Genomic DNA, 17,447 nt, shown 5'->3' with positions numbered 1-17,447 from the left:
GTAAGCGTCCGCTGAACCCCATGCCTATTTTTTAATTCGGTTCAGGTTTCCAGCGGTGTGGTAGCAATTCTTCAATCTGAGTCACTTTATGTGTCGGCAATCTTTTCAGCACATCACTTAAATAGGCATACGGATCCAGCCCATTCAGCTTTGCTGACTGGATTAATGTCATAATATTGGCTGCTCGCTGACCGCTGCGCAGCGAACCTGCAAATAACCAGTTCTTACGTCCCAACGCCCAGGGGCGCATCTGGTTTTCCACCCAGTTATTGCAAATCGGTAGATTGCCATCATCCAGATAGCGGCTTAAAGCTGGCCAACGCTTCAGAGTGTAATTGATCGCCTTGGCGGTTGGAGAACTCGATGGCACAGTCAGTTGATGTTGGTTGAGCCATTCATACAGTTGTTGCATCACCGGTTGACTATGCTGTTGTCGGTATTCGCGGCGCTGTTCTGCTGTACCATCGGTCTTTTTCCTGAGTTCTGCTTCTATCGCATACAGTTTCTGAATCAGCACTAATGCCTGTTCAGCGATCTGACTTTTCCCGGTCACATGCAGTTCATGAAATTTACGACGTGCATGTGCCATGCAGCCCACCTCAATGACATCGCCTGATTTAAAGCGTGCTTTATAACCGCTGTAATCATCACAGACCAGATGGCCCTGCCAGCCATTCAGGAACTCTTCTGCATGCTGACCTGAACGACTATCCTGAAAGTCATAGATCACGGCTTGAACTGGATTGTACTGTGTAGTGGCATAGGCCCAGACATAACCTTTCTTCGGTTTTTTATCATTCTCACCCATCCGCATGATGGTGACTGGTGTTTCATCTGCATGCAGCACCCGCTGTTGCAGCACCACCTGTTTTAAGGCATTGGCCAGAGGTTCCAGTTCCACACCGCAGCGACCAATCCAGTCAGATAAAGTAGATCTGGACAGATCAATGCCCGCCCGCTGATAGATCAGGCGCTGACGGTACAGCGGCAAATGATCAGCGTATTTCGAGACCAGCACATGGCTGAGCAGTTCAGGTGAAGCAATGCCTTTATCAATCACATAGGCGGGCATCGCTTGCTGAGTCAGGGTGTCACACTGATCACAGACCCATTTGCCACGCACATGCTGTTCCTTATAGAACTGTGCCGGTCTGAAATGCAGTTTTTCACTGATATCTTCGCCGATACGACGGAGTTGGCAGCCACAAGCACATTGGGTTGATGTTGGTTCATGCTCAATACGAATGGTGTGTAGATGATCGGGCAGCAGTCGACGTTTAGGTTTATTTGCTTTGGCTTTGTGTGTCGCTGCATCGGTTTTATCTGCATTCAGCCGCTCCAGTTCCAGATCGACTGCTGTGATATCTTCTTCGACCGCCTCATCCCACAGATGGATTTGTTTTGCGGTGAGATGTTCGTTTTTACTACCGAATTTGTGCTGTTTAAACAGCGCCAGTTCATGCTCGTATTTTTGATTGAGAATAGAAAGATGTTGAACTTTGGCATCCAATTGCTGGTTTGATTTTTCTAATTCTTGATTTGATTGTGCCAGAGACTGATGCTGCATTGCCAACTGTCTGGTAAATTCCAGCAGTTGTTCATGGGTCAGTTGGCTTAAGTCTGGCAGCGTATTCATGACCGCAGTATGCCTGAGGTCATGACGCAGAGGAAATAGAACGTTTGGAGAATAGCAGAATGGACCAGCCTGGTTTAAAGCATCGTCACCACCTGCTGTCGTCCAATGCGCTGCCAGGGCAAACCCTGGATCAGTGCTTGTAACTGTTCCGGACTGATCGCCATGCTTTCACCCTGGTGAACCTGCGCCCAGTGGAATTTTCCCTGTTCCAGCCGCCGGGCACACAGCCAGATGCCCAGTCCATCATGTACCAGCACTTTCATGCGATGGCCACGTTTATTACAGAACAGGTAAGCACAATGCGGTTTAATGTAGCCAAAGGCTTTCATGATCTGCGCCATAGCCGTATCCATACCCGCACGCATGTCCATCGGCTGGGTAGAGAGCCAGATTTCATCGATACGGATCATTTGATCAAGCCCTGAAGTAAAAGCAGCAACTCCTTGGCCGATTCCACTGGCCATTCGATTTCGATCACCTGATCTCTTGCAGAACATTGTTTCTGATGCAGTGGAATTCTGATATGAGCGACAGTATTCTTCTCCGGAACAGATAGCGGAGGTGCGTCTTGTTTGGCTGGAGTCGGGTGAAGCATGACCGGAAGAAAGTCAGTCTGTGGACTAGATGGGGTTGTTAATGCAGGGGGTATTGATCTGGATTGACGAATCCATTTATGCAACAGATTGGCATTGATCTGATGTTGCATTGCGACCTTGGCCACTGATGTATCTGGCTGCTGGCATTGCTGAATAAGTTGATGTTTAAATTCAGCCGTGAAGGTTCGACGAGGCTTTTTTAGCGTTGGTGTGCTGTCTATAACTGTCTTTAAATCCATAAATAGGTGTCCACTTAAAATTTAGTGGACACTATCGCGGTATTAATGAGTTAGAAAAAGTGGGATTCAGCGGACGCTTACATAAAGCAGCATCCTTACCTATATTAATCATTTTTGTCACATTAAGACACGTAGCAAAATATTCCATTGAAATAACTAAGCTTAATCCTGTAGCCTCTTGCTGATCTTCTTTCGAGTATAAACGATACTGATTTAAGCAATCATAATGTAATGTAAAACAACTAATAAATGTAACATCGTCCATCGCAATACTAGAATCTAACTGAAATAATTTGTTCATCAATAACCCCTCTTCAGGATCATTCATCAAGTTAATAGTATTTAATCGAAATGCTGATTGAAACTTATTTTCCGTTTTAGAAAGTAATAACTTAGATACTGATATATTTGTATAATGTGAAACCAAAGATTCATAATCTGAAGACAAATACAAATGTTTTAATATTTTTTCAACTTCGTTGTAAATCAAATAAAAATCATGTTTATGAGTAGATTTACACATAGAAATGTTTAAATAAAGCTCAATATAATAAGTATATGTTTTATAAATATTCGATCTTTTATCAATTTTCAATAAAGCATCAACTAAATCATTAAATTTATCACTTTTTAAATATACTCGACTTAAATTCCATTGTGCCGAACTATATGGTTCCATTTGAGTTATAGGTACTTTACTCCAATAAGCAATAGCATTATCCAAATTCATATTATCAAATTCGATTACCCCCAAATTTAATTGAGCGAGGGCATATGCTTCTGTTTCACTTTCAATTATATTTTCCCAAGCATTTTTTGCTTCATCAATATATCCTTGTTGACTAAAAGCACTCCCAAGATTGAATTGAGCTCTAGCATAAATGTCACTTTTAAATTTTGTAACTTTTTTCAAATAATCCGCTGCTTTATCAAATTGACTTTCTCCTAAAAAATACGTACCCATTAAAAATTGAGCATTCTCATAAAAATTTAGCTCATTCTTAGGTACTTTTTCCCAATATTGAATTGCTTTATCTGTTTTACCCATCTCCATTAAAGCCATCCCTAATAAAAATTGAGCTTTAAAATAATATTCTCCTTTTAAAGGTACTTGATTCAAATAATATATTGTTTTATCTAACTGTTTTTTCTGTCTATGAATAACACCTAATCTAAATTGTGCTTTAGCATATAATTTAATAAATTCTATTGGCACTAATTTCCATAAGATAATAGCTTCATCGTATCGTTTTTCTTTTGTTTCATTTTCAGCCTTAACACAAATATTTTCCACTTCTTCTAATTTCATATCTCTCCCCTTTAAATAATTACTATGCTCTATTTATAATAAAAAAGGCGCCCTAAGGCGCCTTTTCTGCAATCAAGTAACGATAAATTAGAATTCTTCGTTAAATGCTTGGCTCAATGCTTGGTCTACATCAGAGAAATCATTTACAAGCTCAAATTCTGCAGCTTCTGATTCTTGACGACGACGCTCTAAGTGGTAAGCAAGACCTGTACCCGCTGGGATCAAACGACCCACAACAACGTTTTCTTTCAAGCCACGTAAATCATCTTCTTTACCTGTTACAGCAGCTTCAGTTAACACACGAGTTGTTTCCTGGAACGATGCAGCAGAGATAAATGAGTCAGTAGAAAGCGATGCTTTTGTAATACCCATTAATTGACGTTCAAACTTCGCTGGGAACTTGTTCTGAGCAAGTACAGCTTGGTTTTCGCCAACAACACGGATGTATTCCACTTGTTCGCCTTTGATGAAGCTTGTATCACCACCGTCAGTGATTTCAACTTTACGCAACATTTGACGTACGATGACTTCAATGTGCTTATCGTTGATTTTTACACCTTGGAGACGGTATACGTCTTGAACTTCGTTCACGATGTAGTTTGTAAGCGCAACTTCACCTTTCAAGCGTAAGATGTCATGTGGATTTTGTGGACCGTCAGAAACAGTTTCACCACGGTTTACATGTTCGCCTTCGAACACGTTAATCGTACGCCATTTCGGAATTAACTCTTCATAAATTTCAGAGCCATCATCCGGAGTAATCACAAGACGGTTCTTACCTTTAGTTTCTTTACCAAAGCTCACAACACCAGAAATCTCAGCAAGAATTGCATGCTCTTTCGGTTTACGTGCTTCGAATAAATCGGCTACGCGTGGAAGACCACCGGTAATATCACGAGTACGTGAAGATTCTTGTGGTACACGACCAATTACATCACCCACACCAATTGTTTCGCCATCACGAACAGAAAGAATTGTGTTTTGTGGTAAGAAGTAGAACTGTTCAGCACCATCAGCCTGATCTAATACTACAGCAGGACGCATATCTTTGCCTGACGCAGGACGTGAAGTCACTGGTAAAACTTCAATAGTTGTCATACCTGTTGCATCATCAGTTTTCGATGTAACAGTTACGCCATCAGCGATTTGGCTGAAACGTACTTTACCTGCGAATTCTGTAACAAGTGGATGTGTATGCGGATCCCAAGTTGCAACAATACCGCCTGCTTCAACAGTCTCACCATCTTTAATGATGATTGATGCACCGTAAGGGATTTTATAACGTTCGCGTTCACGACCGATATCATCAGCAATACCAATTTCACCTGAACGTGAAGTTGATACTAAGTGACCTTTCGCATGCTGTACTGTTTTCACATTGTGGAAACGTACTGTACCTTTGTTACGAACTTGAATGCTATTAGCAGCAGAAGTTCGGCTCGCAGCACCACCTACGTGGAACGTACGCATTGTTAACTGTGTACCTGGCTCACCAATTGATTGAGCAGCCATTACACCCACAGATTCACCTGGGTTTACCAAGTGACCGCGAGCTAGGTCACGACCATAACATTTCGCACAAACACCAAATGTAGATTCACATGCAATTACTGAACGCACTTTAACTTCATCGACACCTTGCTCTTCTAAGTAGTTAGCAAGTTTTTCATCGATTAATGTATTACGTGGAAGAATTACATCATCAGAACCTGGTTTTTTCGCGTCTTCAGCAAGTACACGACCAAGAACTCGAGTACCTAAGTTCTCGATTACATCGCCACCTTGAATGAACGGAGTCATTACAAGACCGCCTAAAGTACCGCAATCTGGCTCAGTAATAACTAAGTCTTGCGCTACGTCTACTAGACGACGAGTTAAGTAACCCGAGTTTGCTGTTTTAAGTGCTGTATCGGCCAAACCTTTACGTGCACCGTGTGTTGAAATGAAGTACTGAAGTACTGTCAAACCTTCACGGAAGTTCGCCTTAATAGGAGTTTCAATGATCGAGCCATCTGGCTTAGCCATCAAACCACGCATACCTGCAAGCTGACGAATCTGAGCTGCCGAACCACGGGCACCAGAGTCAGACATCATGTAGATTGAGTTGAATGATTTTTGCTTCTCATCTTCACCCTGTTTGTTTTTAACAGTTGTGAAAGATAAGTTATCCATCATCGCTTTCGCTACTTGGTCGTTTGTACGCGCCCAAATATCGACAACTTTGTTATAACGCTCACCAGCAGTTACGAAACCTTGTTCAAACTGTTGTTCGATTTCACGAACTTCAGCTTCAGATTTTGCAATGATCGCTTCTTTGTTTGGTGGAATTAACATGTCTTCCATACCAACAGAAACGCCTGAACGAGTCGCTTGACGGAAGCCCAAGTACATCAATTGATCAGCAAAGATAACTGTATCTTTAAGACCTAATTTACGGTAGCAAGAGTTAATTAACTTAGAGATATTCTTTTTAGTCATCTCAAGGTTAATTTGTTGGAAATCCATACCTTCAGGAACAACTTCCCAAAGTAAGCAACGACCAGGAGTTGTATCTACAACAATCGTTTGCTGTTCACGGTTACCATCTTCGTCAATTACAGTTTGATGTACACGAGCTTTAACGCGAGCGTGTAAATCTACTTGACCTGTTGCAAGTGCACGGTTTACTTCGTCAGTATCCGCAAACACCATGCCTTCACCTTTGGCATTGATCGCATCACGAGTGATGTAATACAAGCCCAAGACAACGTCTTGAGAAGGTACGATGATTGGTTCACCGTTCGCTGGAGACAAGATGTTGTTTGTCGACATCATTAACGCACGAGCTTCTAATTGAGCTTCAAGTGTTAATGGTACGTGTACCGCCATTTGGTCACCGTCAAAGTCGGCGTTAAATGCCGCACAAACTAACGGGTGAAGACGGATCGCTTTACCTTCAATAAGAATAGGTTCAAATGCTTGAAGACCTAAACGGTGAAGTGTTGGCGCACGGTTCAACATTACAGGGTGTTGACGAATTACAGATGCAAGAACGTCCCAAACTTCTGGAGTTTCGCGCTCAACCATTTTCTTCGCAGCTTTAATGGTTGTTGCTTGACCAGATGCTTGTAGTTTAGCGAAAATAAATGGCTTGAATAATTCAAGTGCCATTTTTTTCGGAAGACCACATTGGTGCAAACGTAAAGTAGGACCTACTGTAATTACCGAACGGCCCGAGTAGTCAACACGCTTACCAAGTAAGTTTTGACGGAAACGACCTTGTTTACCTTTGATCATATCTGCCAAAGATTTAAGAGGACGTTTGTTCGAACCAGTAATTGCACGACCACGACGACCGTTGTCTAACAATGCATCTACAGACTCTTGTAACATACGTTTTTCGTTACGTACGATAATGTCTGGAGCAGCAAGGTCTAGAAGACGTTTTAAACGGTTGTTACGGTTAATCACACGACGGTAAAGATCGTTCAAGTCAGAAGTCGCGAAACGACCACCTTCAAGAGGAACTAACGGACGAAGATCTGGTGGAAGTACAGGAAGTACTGTTAACACCATCCATTCTGGTTTGTTGTTCGACTCTTTAAACGCTTCCATTAACTTCAAACGCTTAGAAGATTTCTTAAGCTTTGTTTCTGAAGTTGTATTTGGAATTTCTTCACGTAAACGTGAAATTTCGTTTTCAAGATCGATATCTTTTAACAAATCTTGAACGGCTTCCGCACCCATTTTCGCAGTGAATTCATCACCGTGTTCTTCTAACGCATTGAAGTATTCTTCATCATTAAGAAGTTGGTATTTCTCAAATGGAGTCATACCTGGGTCAGTTACAACATAAGATTCGAAATATAATACACGTTCGATATCACGAAGCGTCATATCAAGTAATAAACCGATACGGCTTGGTAATGATTTCAAGAACCAAATATGTGCAACTGGAGAAGCTAATTCGATGTGACCCATACGTTCACGACGAACTTTCGCAGTTGTTACTTCAACGCCACATTTTTCACAAATGACGCCTTTGTATTTCATACGCTTGTATTTACCACACAAGCATTCGTAATCTTTTACTGGACCAAAGATTTTGGCACAGAATAAACCATCACGTTCTGGTTTGAACGTACGATAGTTAATGGTTTCAGGTTTTTTAACTTCACCATGAGACCATGACTTAATCATTTCTGGTGACGCAAGACCAATACGGATGCGATCAAACTCTACTGGAGCATGACCGTCTGAATCCGTCTTTTTGCGCATGATATCGAGCAAGTCTTTCAATTTTTTTCTCCGTGTGTTGTGGAGATTTTCACTCAACAACTGGGTCACAAATATTGTTTTTTAACTGAGTAATCCTCCCTCAATCCCTCCTTTTTTCTAAGGAGGGAAGCTCCAACCCTTTCGAGTAAGAACTCCCCCTTTCTCAAAGGGGGTTGGGGGGATTAAATGGAACTAATTAGTCACCATTTTTCAGTTCAATGTTGATACCTAAAGAACGGATCTCTTTGGTCAATACGTTGAACGATTCTGGCATACCTGGATCCATATAATGGTTTCCATCTACAATGTTCTTGTAGATACGAGTACGACCTTCAACGTCATCCGACTTAACTGTAAGCATTTCTTGTAGCGTGTAAGCTGCACCGTATGCTTCAAGTGCCCAAACTTCCATCTCACCGAAACGCTGACCACCGAATTGTGCTTTACCACCAAGCGGCTGTTGCGTAACTAGAGAATAAGAACCAGTAGAACGCGCATGCATTTTGTCGTCTACCAAGTGGTTCAGTTTCAACATATACATGTAACCAACTGTTACAGGACGGTCAAAACGCTCACCTGTACGACCATCATACAATACTGTTTGACCAGTACGTGAAATGCCCGCAAGTTCTAATAACTCTTTAATTTGACCTTCATCAGCACCGTCAAATACAGGAGTTGCTAAAGGAACACCTTTACGCAAGTTCTTAGAAAGTGCTAGAACTTCTTGGTCAGTTAAGCTGTCAAGATCTTCTTGCTCGCCACCAACTTTGTTGTAAATCTTATCTAAGAATTCACGAAGCTCCATGATCGTACGTTGCTCTTGCATCATCTTGTCGATTTTTTCGCCAAGACCGCGAGCAGCCATACCCAAGTGAGTTTCTAGAATCTGACCCACGTTCATACGTGAAGGTACACCCAGAGGGTTAAGTACGATATCAACTGGAACACCATTTGCATCGTGTGGCATGTCTTCTACTGGTAAGATGTTTGATACAACACCTTTGTTACCATGACGACCCGCCATTTTGTCACCCGGTTGGATGCGACGTTTAACAGCTAAGTAAACTTTAACAACTTTCAATACGCCAGTTGTAAGTTCATCACCTGTAGAAAGTTTGCGTTTTTTCTCTGCAAATTTCTCATCAATTTCTTGGCTCTTCTCTTTCAAGAACACCTGAATTTGAGTTAAACGCTCTGCGATTGCTTCATCAACTGGTTGGATATCCAACAAATCAACAAGCTCTAAACCAGACAACACAGCTTCAGAAAGCTTGTCACCGCGTTTAGTTGTACCGCCACCGTTAGATTCTTTGCCATTCAATAAACGAATGATACGTTCACGAGCAGCTTCTTCAAAGATTTTAAACTCTTCTTTCAAATCTTTACGGTAAGCATCAAGCTGAGCTTTTTCAATTGCTTGAGCACGTTCATCTTTTTCAAGACCATCACGCGTAAACACTTGAACGTCAATAACTGTACCTTTAACGCTTGAAGATACACGTAAAGATGAGTCTTTAACGTCAGCAGCTTTTTCACCGAAGATTGCACGAAGCAATTTTTCTTCTGGTGTTAACTGTGTTTCACCTTTAGGCGTTACTTTACCTACAAGGATATCACCAGCAGCAACTTCAGCACCGATATAAACAATACCTGACTCATCAAGTTTCGATAATGCAGCTTCACCCACGTTAGGAATATCGGCAGTAATTTCTTCTGCACCTAACTTAGTATCACGAGCAACACATGAAAGTTCTTGAATATGAATCGAAGTTAAACGATCTTCTTGAAGAACACGCTCAGATAATAAGATCGAGTCTTCATAGTTGTAACCGTTCCAAGTCATGAACGCTACACGCATGTTTTGACCAAGAGCCAATTCACCACCGTCAGTAGATGGACCATCAGCAAGCACGTCACCACGACCAACTTGATCGCCTAGGCTAACAAGTACTTTTTGGTTAATACATGTATTTTGGTTAGAACGTGTGTATTTGATGAGGTTGTAGATATCTACGCCCGCTTCACCTGCAATCATTTCGTCTTCATTTACACGAATAACTACACGCGATGCATCAACAAATTCGATACGACCACCACGTTTCGCGATCACACATACACCAGAGTCATGTGCTACGTTCGCTTCCATACCAGTACCAACAAGTGGCTTGTCTGCGATTAACGTAGGAACTGCCTGACGTTGCATGTTTGAACCCATCAATGCACGGTTAGCATCATCGTGTTCAAGGAACGGAATAAGTGACGCAGCTACAGATACAACCTGCTGAGCAGATACATCCATATGCGTTACTTTTTCAGGAGGCATACGTACGAAATCACCTTGGTGACGTACAGATACAACTTCTTCTAATAAGTTACCATCAGCATCAACTGCAGAATCGGCCTGTGCAATTACAGTACCTACTTCTTCAATTGCAGATAAGTATTCGATATCTAAAGTAACACGGCCATCAACAACTTTACGGTATGGAGTTTCTAAGAAACCAAAGTTGTTCGCTTTAGCATATACAGAAAGCGAGTTGATCAAACCAATGTTTGGACCCTCAGGTGTTTCAATTGGACATACACGACCGTAGTGAGTTTGATGTACGTCACGTACTTCAAAGCCCGCACGTTCACGAGTCAAACCACCGGGACCAAGAGCTGATACACGACGTTTATGCGTGATTTCAGATAATGGGTTGTTTTGGTCCATGAACTGAGATAACTGGCTTGAACCAAAGAATTCTTTGATTGCAGCAGCAACAGGCTTCGCATTAATTAAATCTTGCGGAGACAAGTTATCAGTTTCTGCTTGGCTTAAGCGCTCTTTAACAGCACGCTCAACACGAACTAAACCAACACGGAATTGGTTTTCTGTCATTTCACCAACAGAACGAACACGACGGTTACCTAAGTGATCGATATCGTCTACTTCACCTTTACCGTTACGAATTTCAATTAATGTTTTTAAAACATCAGTGATATCTTCGTTCGATAAAATACCTTCAACTTCACGTGACTTCTGATCTGTACCAACTTCGTAAGGACGACCTAAACGACGGTTGAACTTCATACGACCTACAGGAGATAAGTCATAACGCTCAGATGAGAAGAATAAGTTGTTGAATAAGTTTTCAGCAGCTTCTTTTGTTGGTGGCTCGCCTGGACGCATTACCTTGTAGATTTCTACAAGTGCTTCTTCACGACTAGTAGTCGTATCTGCACGTAGAGAGTCTGCAATGAATGAACCACGATCGATGTCATTTGTGAACAGAATATTGAACTGCTTCACGCCGCCTTCTGCAATCTTAACCATGATCTCATGGCTCAATACTGTGTTTGCAGCAATTACGTCGCCATCACGTAAAGCGATGTCTTCAGCAGTAATACGTTCATACAAGTATTCATCAGGAACTGAAAGCTTAGTTAAGCCAGCAGCTTCCATTTGACGAACATGACGCGCATTAATACGTTTACCTTGTTCAACAATCGCTTTGCCGTCAGCATCAAGAATGTCGAATTGAGCCATTTCACCACGAAGGCGCTCAGGCACAAGGTCAATTTGGTAGCTACCCATGTCTAGGTAAACAGGAACTTTCTCAAAGAATAAATCTAAGATCTGCTCATCTTTATAACCTAAAGCACGAAGTACAACAGTTGCTAATAATTTACGACGACGGTCGATACGTACGTATACTAAATCTTTCGCATCAAATTCAAAATCTAACCATGAACCACGGTAAGGAATGATACGAGCAGAATAAAGAACTTTACCACTTGAATGTGTTTTGCCTTTATCGTGATCGAAGAATACGCCTGGTGAACGGTGTAATTGAGATACAATTACACGTTCAGTACCGTTAATAACGAATGTACCGTTATCTGTCATGAGTGGCATTTCACCCATGTACACTTCTTGCTCACGCACATCTTTAATAGATTTTGTTTCGCGATCTTTTAGGATCAAACGAATTTTAACGCGCATTGGTGCCGCATAAGTTGAGCCGCGAAGAATACATTCACGCACATCAAACTCAGGCTTACCAAGACTATACTCAACAAATTCTAAAGCAGCATTGCCAGAATAACTTTCTATAGGAAAAACTGAACGAAATGCGGCTTGGAGACCGATATCTTCGCGGTTTTTTGGAGTTTTGCCATCTTGTAAGAATGTTCTGTACGAGTCAACTTGAATCGCTAGCAAGTACGGAGCATCCATTACTTGGGGCAATTTACCAAAATTCTTACGGATCCGTTTCTTTTCGGTATATGAGTATGCCATCTGGAGTCCTCGGAAAGTAAACTAAACTCGCCTGCAGAACAAGTTTAGAAGGAATTACGCAGGCCGATATGGCCACCACTTAGACAAATGCTGCAAATTATAGTGGTATTAAAACGCTTAACAATATTTTCAAACTTAAAAAAATATTGGTAAGCGTTTGATTTTATATATCTTTTATTGACTGGTGGATTTTAAGCCACACAAACAAAAATCGAGCCGATTATTGTAACGCAAAAAGGCTGATGACCCAAGAGCCATCAGCCAATTTTTGGGGTCAAATTAAAATTTGCCCCCTGGCAAAATTACTTAACAGTAATTGTAGCGCCAGTTTCATCAAGCTTTTTCTTAAGTTCTTCAGCTTCTTCTTTAGAAATGCCTTCTTTAAGAAGTGAAGGAGCGCCTTCAACTAAATCTTTAGCTTCTTTAAGACCAAGACCAGTAACTTCACGAACTGCTTTAATTACAGCTACTTTGTTAGCACCGAAAGAAGTCAACTCAACGTTGAATTCTGATTGCTCTTCAGCAGCAGCACCAGCAGCAGGACCAGCAGCTACAGCTACAGCAGCAGCAGATACGTTGAATTTTTCTTCGAAAGCAGAAATAAGTTCAACAAGTTCAAGAACAGTTTTTTCAGAAACTGCGTTTAAGATTTCTTCGTTTGTTAAAGCCATGAGATTAACTCCAAATGGGTATTGAATGATGTGTGTTTAAGTTTAAGCTTATGCAGCTTCTGACTCGTTTTTCTCTTTGAGCGCAGTAATAAGGCGACCCAATTTCGAAATAGGAGCTTGAAGAACGTTTGCAAGCATAGTAAGCGCTTTTTCTTGGTTTGGAAGATTCGCAATAACGCTAACTTCAGCACCTTTATAAAGTTTGCCGTCAAATGCAGCAGCTTTAAGTTCAAATGCTTTGTTAGTTTTAGCAAATTCTTCAAACAAGCGAGCAGCTGCGCCCATGTCGTCTTCAGAAGTTGAGAAAGCTAAAATTGTTGGGCCAACAAGGTCTTCGTTCAAGATATTGAATTGAGTATCTTGAAGAGCGCGCTTAGCCAAAGTGTTACGAACTACACGAGTAGCAACACCTAGTTTACGAGCTTCAACACGTAGAGCAGTTAATTGTTCTACTGTTAAACCTTGGTAGTCAGCAACAACAGCAGCAAATGCAGTAGAAGCAACTTCAGTTACTTCAGCTACGATCTGTTTTTTGCCTTCGATAAGAAGAGCCATTGTAAAACCTCCTAACGGTGATTTATGCATTCACAGAATGCACTCCCAATTTCGTTGATTTATCTCTAAATCAACACGCGGAGGATGAACAAATCACACCACCGCGTCTACTCCGGCTGGAATATTAAGAAAAAAGCATAAAAACTTTCTTCGCCTGAGGTCTTTGACGCTGATAAACAAATATTTATCAATTCAAAGTTTGCCTAAGTTTGCAAAATACGACGGAGCATTTCTTGCGTAAAAATTAAAGCAACACTTTAATTTTTACTCAGGGCTTTAAAATTCTTTAATAAGTCGAAACTTATTTAGAAACGCTTGCTACATCAACAGTAAGACCAGGACCCATAGTTGAGCTTAAAGTGATCTTTTTGATGTAAACACCTTTAGAAGTAGCAGGTTTTGCTTTCTTAAGGTCAGCTACAAGAGCTTCAAGGTTTAAGCGAACAGCTTCTTCAGAGAAACCTACTTGACCGATCGCAGCATGGATAATACCAGCCTTGTCTACACGGTAACGTGCTTGACCAGCTTTAGCGTTTTTAACAGCGCCAGCTACGTCAGGAGTTACAGTACCCACTTTAGGGTTTGGCATTAAGCCACGTGGACCAAGAATAGTACCTAACTTACCAACAACGCGCATTGCATCAGGAGCAGCAATTACTACGTCGAAGTCAAGGTTACCAGCTTGAATGCTTTCAGCTAAGTCATCAAAACCAACGATGTCAGCGCCTTCAGCTTTAGCAGCTTCAGCAGCAGCACCTTGAGCAAACACAGCAACACGTACAGTTTTACCAGTACCTGCAGGAAGTGTAGTCGCGCCACGAACAACTTGGTCTGATTTACGAGGATCAACACCTAGGTTTACTGAAACATCCAAAGATTCTTTGAATTTAACAGCAGGAAGGCTTGTTAATACTTGTACAGCTTCTTCCAAAGTATAAACTTTGTTTGCTTCTACAGCAGCTGCAATAGCTTTTTGACGTTTAGTTAATTTAGCCATGTCTTAAAGCTCCACTTCCAAGCCCATAGAACGTGCAGAACCAGCAATGGTACGTACACGTGCGTCTAAATCAGCACCAGTTAAATCTGGTTCTTTAGTAGTCGCAATTTCTTCCAATTGAGCGCGAGTCAACTTACCAACTTTAGTTTTGTTAGGTACAGCCGAACCCTTTTGGATACCAGCAGCTTTCTTAAGAAGAATAGCAGCAGGAGGAGTTTTCATGATGAATGTGAACGACTTATCGTTGTACACAGTAATCACTACAGGAATTGGTAAACCAGCTTCAACTTTTTGTGTAGCAGCATTGAATTCTTTACAGAACGCCATGATGTTAACACCACGTTGACCTAGTGCAGGACCAATCGGTGGAGATGGATTCGCTTTACCAGCTGGAACTTGCAGCTTGATATAGCCGTCAATCTTCTTAGCCATTTCAAATTACCTCTGGGTACAAACGCCGATTAAGGCTCCCCAACGTTTTCAAGTAACGATAACCGTTACAACAACAATGCCCGATCTTAAAAAAATCGGGCGTTTTCAACCAATTCCAGTTAAACCGATTTTTCGACTTGACGAAATTCCAGTTCAACTTGAGTTGGTCGGTTAAATACATTAATAGTCAACGTTAAACGTGACTTTTCGTATAGAACTTCTTCCACCACACCTTTAAAGTCAGTGAATGGACCATCTACAACCAATAATTCTTCACCTGGTTCAAACATCGTCTTAGGACGAGGTGCTTCACCAGTGTTACGTACACGAGCTAAAATAGCATCAGCTTCTTTTTGAGTAATAGGTGCAGGTTTTTCTGCAGTCCCACCAATAAAGCCAAGTACTTTTGGACACTCTTTTACAATGTGCCAAGTATCATCATTCATTTCCATTTCGACTAACACATAGCCAGGAAAGAATTTACGCTCAGACTTACGCTTTTTACCTTCCTTCATTTCCACTACTTCTTCAGTAGGGACAAGGACTTCACCAAAGCTATCGGCAACAGCGCTACGCTGGATTCGATCATTAAGCGAACGCATCACTTGTTTTTCATAACCTGAATAGGCATGAATAATGTACCAACGTTTCATAGCTCTCTTACCCGATAATAAACTTCATTAACCAGCCTAAAATATAATCAAAACACCACAAAACGATTGCAGCAATGATTACAACCAATAAAACTTGCCAAGATGTGGTCACAGTTTCGTTTTTGGTTGGCCAGGTCACTCGACGTAACTCTATTCGAGAATCTTTCAATAAACGAACAAAGCCTTTGCCTTGATGGGTGGCGTATAATAAACCTAAAGCGGCTACGATACAAGCCAAAATCACCCCAACCCGAACCCAAACATCGCTCGCAGGCGCCCAATATCCCGGCAAATGTTGATTTGTCAGCATTGCAGCGATAAATAAAATTATAGATATTATCCATAAAATATAATCTATCGGCGAACTAGAGCTTACGATTTCAGCAGAATTATTTCTTTGAGGAATTGGCGCTTCGCTTAATGCGTCACGCGATTTATCATTCGACATTTTTGTACTCGTCGTAGAACTCGCGACTTATTATATGACCAATTTAACCAGCATCAAGTTTTTTTTAAAAAAATGGCAGGTCAGGAGGGACTCGAACCCCCAACATTCGGTTTTGGAGACCGACGCTCTACCAATTGAACTACTGACCTACAAAACAAGTTGGAGCCGAAGCCCCAACTTGAAATACCTTTAGCGATTATGCAGTTACTTTAGCAACTACACCAGCACCAACTGTACGACCACCTTCACGGATCGCAAAACGTAGACCTGGGTCCATTGCGATTGGGTGGATTAATTCTACTGACATTTCTACGTTGTCACCAGGCATAACCATTTCTACGCCGTCTTGAAGAGCGATAGCGCCAGTTACGTCAGTTGTACGGAAGTAGAACTGTGGACGGTAACCGTTAAGGAATGGAGTATGACGACCACCTTCTTCTTTAGAAAGTACGTATACTTCTGCGTCGAATTTAGTATGCGGCTTGATTGCACCTGGTTTAGCAAGTACTTGACCACGTTGAACGTCTTCACGCTTAGTACCACGTAGAAGAACACCACAGTTCTCGCCCGCACGACCTTCGTCAAGAAGTTTACGGAACATTTCTACGCCAGTTACAGTTGTTTTAACTGTATCTTTAATACCAACGATTTCAACTTCTTCACCAACACGTACAATACCAGTCTCAACACGGCCAGTTACTACTGTACCACGACCTGAGATAGAGAATACATCTTCGATTGGCATAAGGAATGGAAGATCGATAGCACGCTCTGGCTCTGGGATATAAGTATCAAGAGCTTCAACAAGAGCAACAACTGCATCTTCACCGAACTGACCAGCTTCACCGTTAAGCGCAGCAAGAGCAGAACCACGGATAACTGGAGTGTCATCGCCTGGGAAGTCATAAGTAGAAAGAAGTTCACGAACTTCCATTTCTACTAATTCAAGTAATTCTTCATCATCAACAAGGTCGCATTTGTTTAAGAATACAACGATGTATGGAACACCTACTTGGCGAGAAAGAAGGATGTGTTCACGAGTTTGTGGCATTGGACCATCAGTCGCAGCACATACAAGGATCGCGCCATCCATTTGAGCAGCACCAGTAATCATGTTTTTAACATAATCCGCGTGGCCCGGGCAGTCTACGTGAGCGTAGTGACGAATTGGAGAATCGTATTCTACGTGTGAAGTATTAATTGTAATACCACGTGCTTTTTCTTCAGGTGCAGAGTCAATTGCAGCGTAGTCTTTCGCTTCGCCACCAAATTTCTTAGCACATACAGTTGCAATTGCAGCTGTTAAAGTAGTTTTACCATGGTCAACGTGACCAATTGTGCCCACGTTAACGTGTGGCTTATTACGTTC

13 protein-coding genes and 1 tRNA gene are annotated in these 17,447 nt (G+C 41.6%); all 14 read right to left on the bottom strand.

Annotated features, from left to right (window positions below; translation table 11 throughout):
• Window positions 1-31 precede the first annotated feature (31 nt).
• Entirely contained in the window at window positions 32-1,636 is a 1,605-nt protein-coding gene (tnpC, locus tag AC5YDH_RS14090) for an IS66 family transposase (protein WP_496118776.1), read from the bottom strand.
• A 74-nt stretch (window positions 1,637-1,710) separates the two neighbouring features.
• Window positions 1,711-2,046: an IS66 family insertion sequence element accessory protein TnpB gene (gene tnpB / locus AC5YDH_RS14085; RefSeq protein ID WP_496118774.1), complete on the bottom strand. Its 336-nt coding sequence runs from the start codon at window positions 2,044-2,046 to the stop codon at window positions 1,711-1,713.
• A complete protein-coding gene (gene tnpA / locus AC5YDH_RS14080; protein WP_005108355.1) occupies window positions 2,043-2,471 on the bottom strand; it encodes an IS66-like element accessory protein TnpA in 429 nt (142 codons plus the stop codon). The genes tnpB and tnpA overlap by 4 nt, the downstream gene beginning before the upstream one ends.
• Before the next feature lie 31 nt (window positions 2,472-2,502).
• Window positions 2,503-3,780 (bottom strand): tetratricopeptide repeat protein, encoded by a 1,278-nt coding sequence (locus AC5YDH_RS14075; protein ID WP_496120392.1) that lies wholly within the window; start codon window positions 3,778-3,780, stop codon window positions 2,503-2,505.
• Between the two features lie 87 nt (window positions 3,781-3,867).
• Window positions 3,868-8,058: a DNA-directed RNA polymerase subunit beta' gene (rpoC, locus tag AC5YDH_RS14070; RefSeq protein WP_496120390.1), complete on the bottom strand. Its 4,191-nt coding sequence runs from the start codon at window positions 8,056-8,058 to the stop codon at window positions 3,868-3,870.
• A 175-nt stretch (window positions 8,059-8,233) separates the two neighbouring features.
• The gene (gene rpoB, locus AC5YDH_RS14065; protein ID WP_496120388.1) at window positions 8,234-12,322 is read right to left on the bottom strand and encodes a DNA-directed RNA polymerase subunit beta; all 4,089 of its coding nucleotides are present in this window, start codon (window positions 12,320-12,322) and stop codon (window positions 8,234-8,236) included.
• A gap of 302 nt (window positions 12,323-12,624) precedes the next feature.
• Entirely contained in the window at window positions 12,625-12,993 is a 369-nt protein-coding gene (gene rplL, locus AC5YDH_RS14060; RefSeq protein WP_496120387.1) for a 50S ribosomal protein L7/L12, read from the bottom strand.
• 48 nt (window positions 12,994-13,041) lie between these two features.
• A complete protein-coding gene (rplJ, locus tag AC5YDH_RS14055) occupies window positions 13,042-13,548 on the bottom strand; it encodes a 50S ribosomal protein L10 (RefSeq protein ID WP_496120385.1) in 507 nt (168 codons plus the stop codon).
• Between the two features lie 301 nt (window positions 13,549-13,849).
• Window positions 13,850-14,545, bottom strand: coding sequence for a 50S ribosomal protein L1 (rplA, locus tag AC5YDH_RS14050; RefSeq protein ID WP_496120383.1), 696 nt, complete (start codon window positions 14,543-14,545; stop codon window positions 13,850-13,852).
• A 3-nt stretch (window positions 14,546-14,548) separates the two neighbouring features.
• Complete coding sequence (rplK, locus tag AC5YDH_RS14045) at window positions 14,549-14,977, bottom strand: 50S ribosomal protein L11 (protein ID WP_004868049.1); 429 nt, start codon at window positions 14,975-14,977, stop codon at window positions 14,549-14,551.
• 119 nt (window positions 14,978-15,096) lie between these two features.
• On the bottom strand, window positions 15,097-15,630 hold the full coding sequence (gene nusG / locus AC5YDH_RS14040; RefSeq protein ID WP_154771966.1) for a transcription termination/antitermination protein NusG: 534 nt from the start codon (window positions 15,628-15,630) through the stop codon (window positions 15,097-15,099).
• A 7-nt stretch (window positions 15,631-15,637) separates the two neighbouring features.
• Window positions 15,638-16,078, bottom strand: coding sequence for a preprotein translocase subunit SecE (gene secE, locus AC5YDH_RS14035; protein ID WP_496120381.1), 441 nt, complete (start codon window positions 16,076-16,078; stop codon window positions 15,638-15,640).
• A gap of 73 nt (window positions 16,079-16,151) precedes the next feature.
• Window positions 16,152-16,227 (bottom strand) — tRNA-Trp (locus tag AC5YDH_RS14030).
• A 47-nt stretch (window positions 16,228-16,274) separates the two neighbouring features.
• A partial coding sequence (tuf, locus tag AC5YDH_RS14025) for an elongation factor Tu (RefSeq protein ID WP_496119460.1) occupies window positions 16,275-17,447 on the bottom strand: 1,173 nt, incomplete at its 5' end.

Source organism: Acinetobacter sp. FY683 (assembly GCF_059515885.1).
The sequence above is the reverse complement of the archived record's forward strand: the minus strand, read 5'-3'. Positions and strand labels throughout refer to the sequence as shown.

Bases quoted from the DNA above. Each gene is read 5' to 3' on its own strand.
- tnpC (WP_496118776.1), bottom strand. From the start codon at position 1,636: ATGAATACGCTGCCAGACTTAAGCCAACTGACCCATGAACAACTGCTG.
- tnpB (WP_496118774.1), bottom strand. From the start codon at position 2,046: ATGATCCGTATCGATGAAATCTGGCTCTCTACCCAGCCGATGGACATG.
- tnpA (WP_005108355.1), bottom strand. From the start codon at position 2,471: ATGGATTTAAAGACAGTTATAGACAGCACACCAACGCTAAAAAAGCCT.
- AC5YDH_RS14075 (WP_496120392.1), bottom strand. From the start codon at position 3,780: ATGAAATTAGAAGAAGTGGAAAATATTTGTGTTAAGGCTGAAAATGAA.
- rpoB (WP_496120388.1), bottom strand. From the start codon at position 12,322: ATGGCATACTCATATACCGAAAAGAAACGGATCCGTAAGAATTTTGGT.
- rplL (WP_496120387.1), bottom strand. From the start codon at position 12,993: ATGGCTTTAACAAACGAAGAAATCTTAAACGCAGTTTCTGAAAAAACT.
- rplJ (WP_496120385.1), bottom strand. From the start codon at position 13,548: ATGGCTCTTCTTATCGAAGGCAAAAAACAGATCGTAGCTGAAGTAACT.
- rplA (WP_496120383.1), bottom strand. From the start codon at position 14,545: ATGGCTAAATTAACTAAACGTCAAAAAGCTATTGCAGCTGCTGTAGAA.
- rplK (WP_004868049.1), bottom strand. From the start codon at position 14,977: ATGGCTAAGAAGATTGACGGCTATATCAAGCTGCAAGTTCCAGCTGGT.
- nusG (WP_154771966.1), bottom strand. From the start codon at position 15,630: ATGAAACGTTGGTACATTATTCATGCCTATTCAGGTTATGAAAAACAA.
- secE (WP_496120381.1), bottom strand. From the start codon at position 16,078: ATGTCGAATGATAAATCGCGTGACGCATTAAGCGAAGCGCCAATTCCT.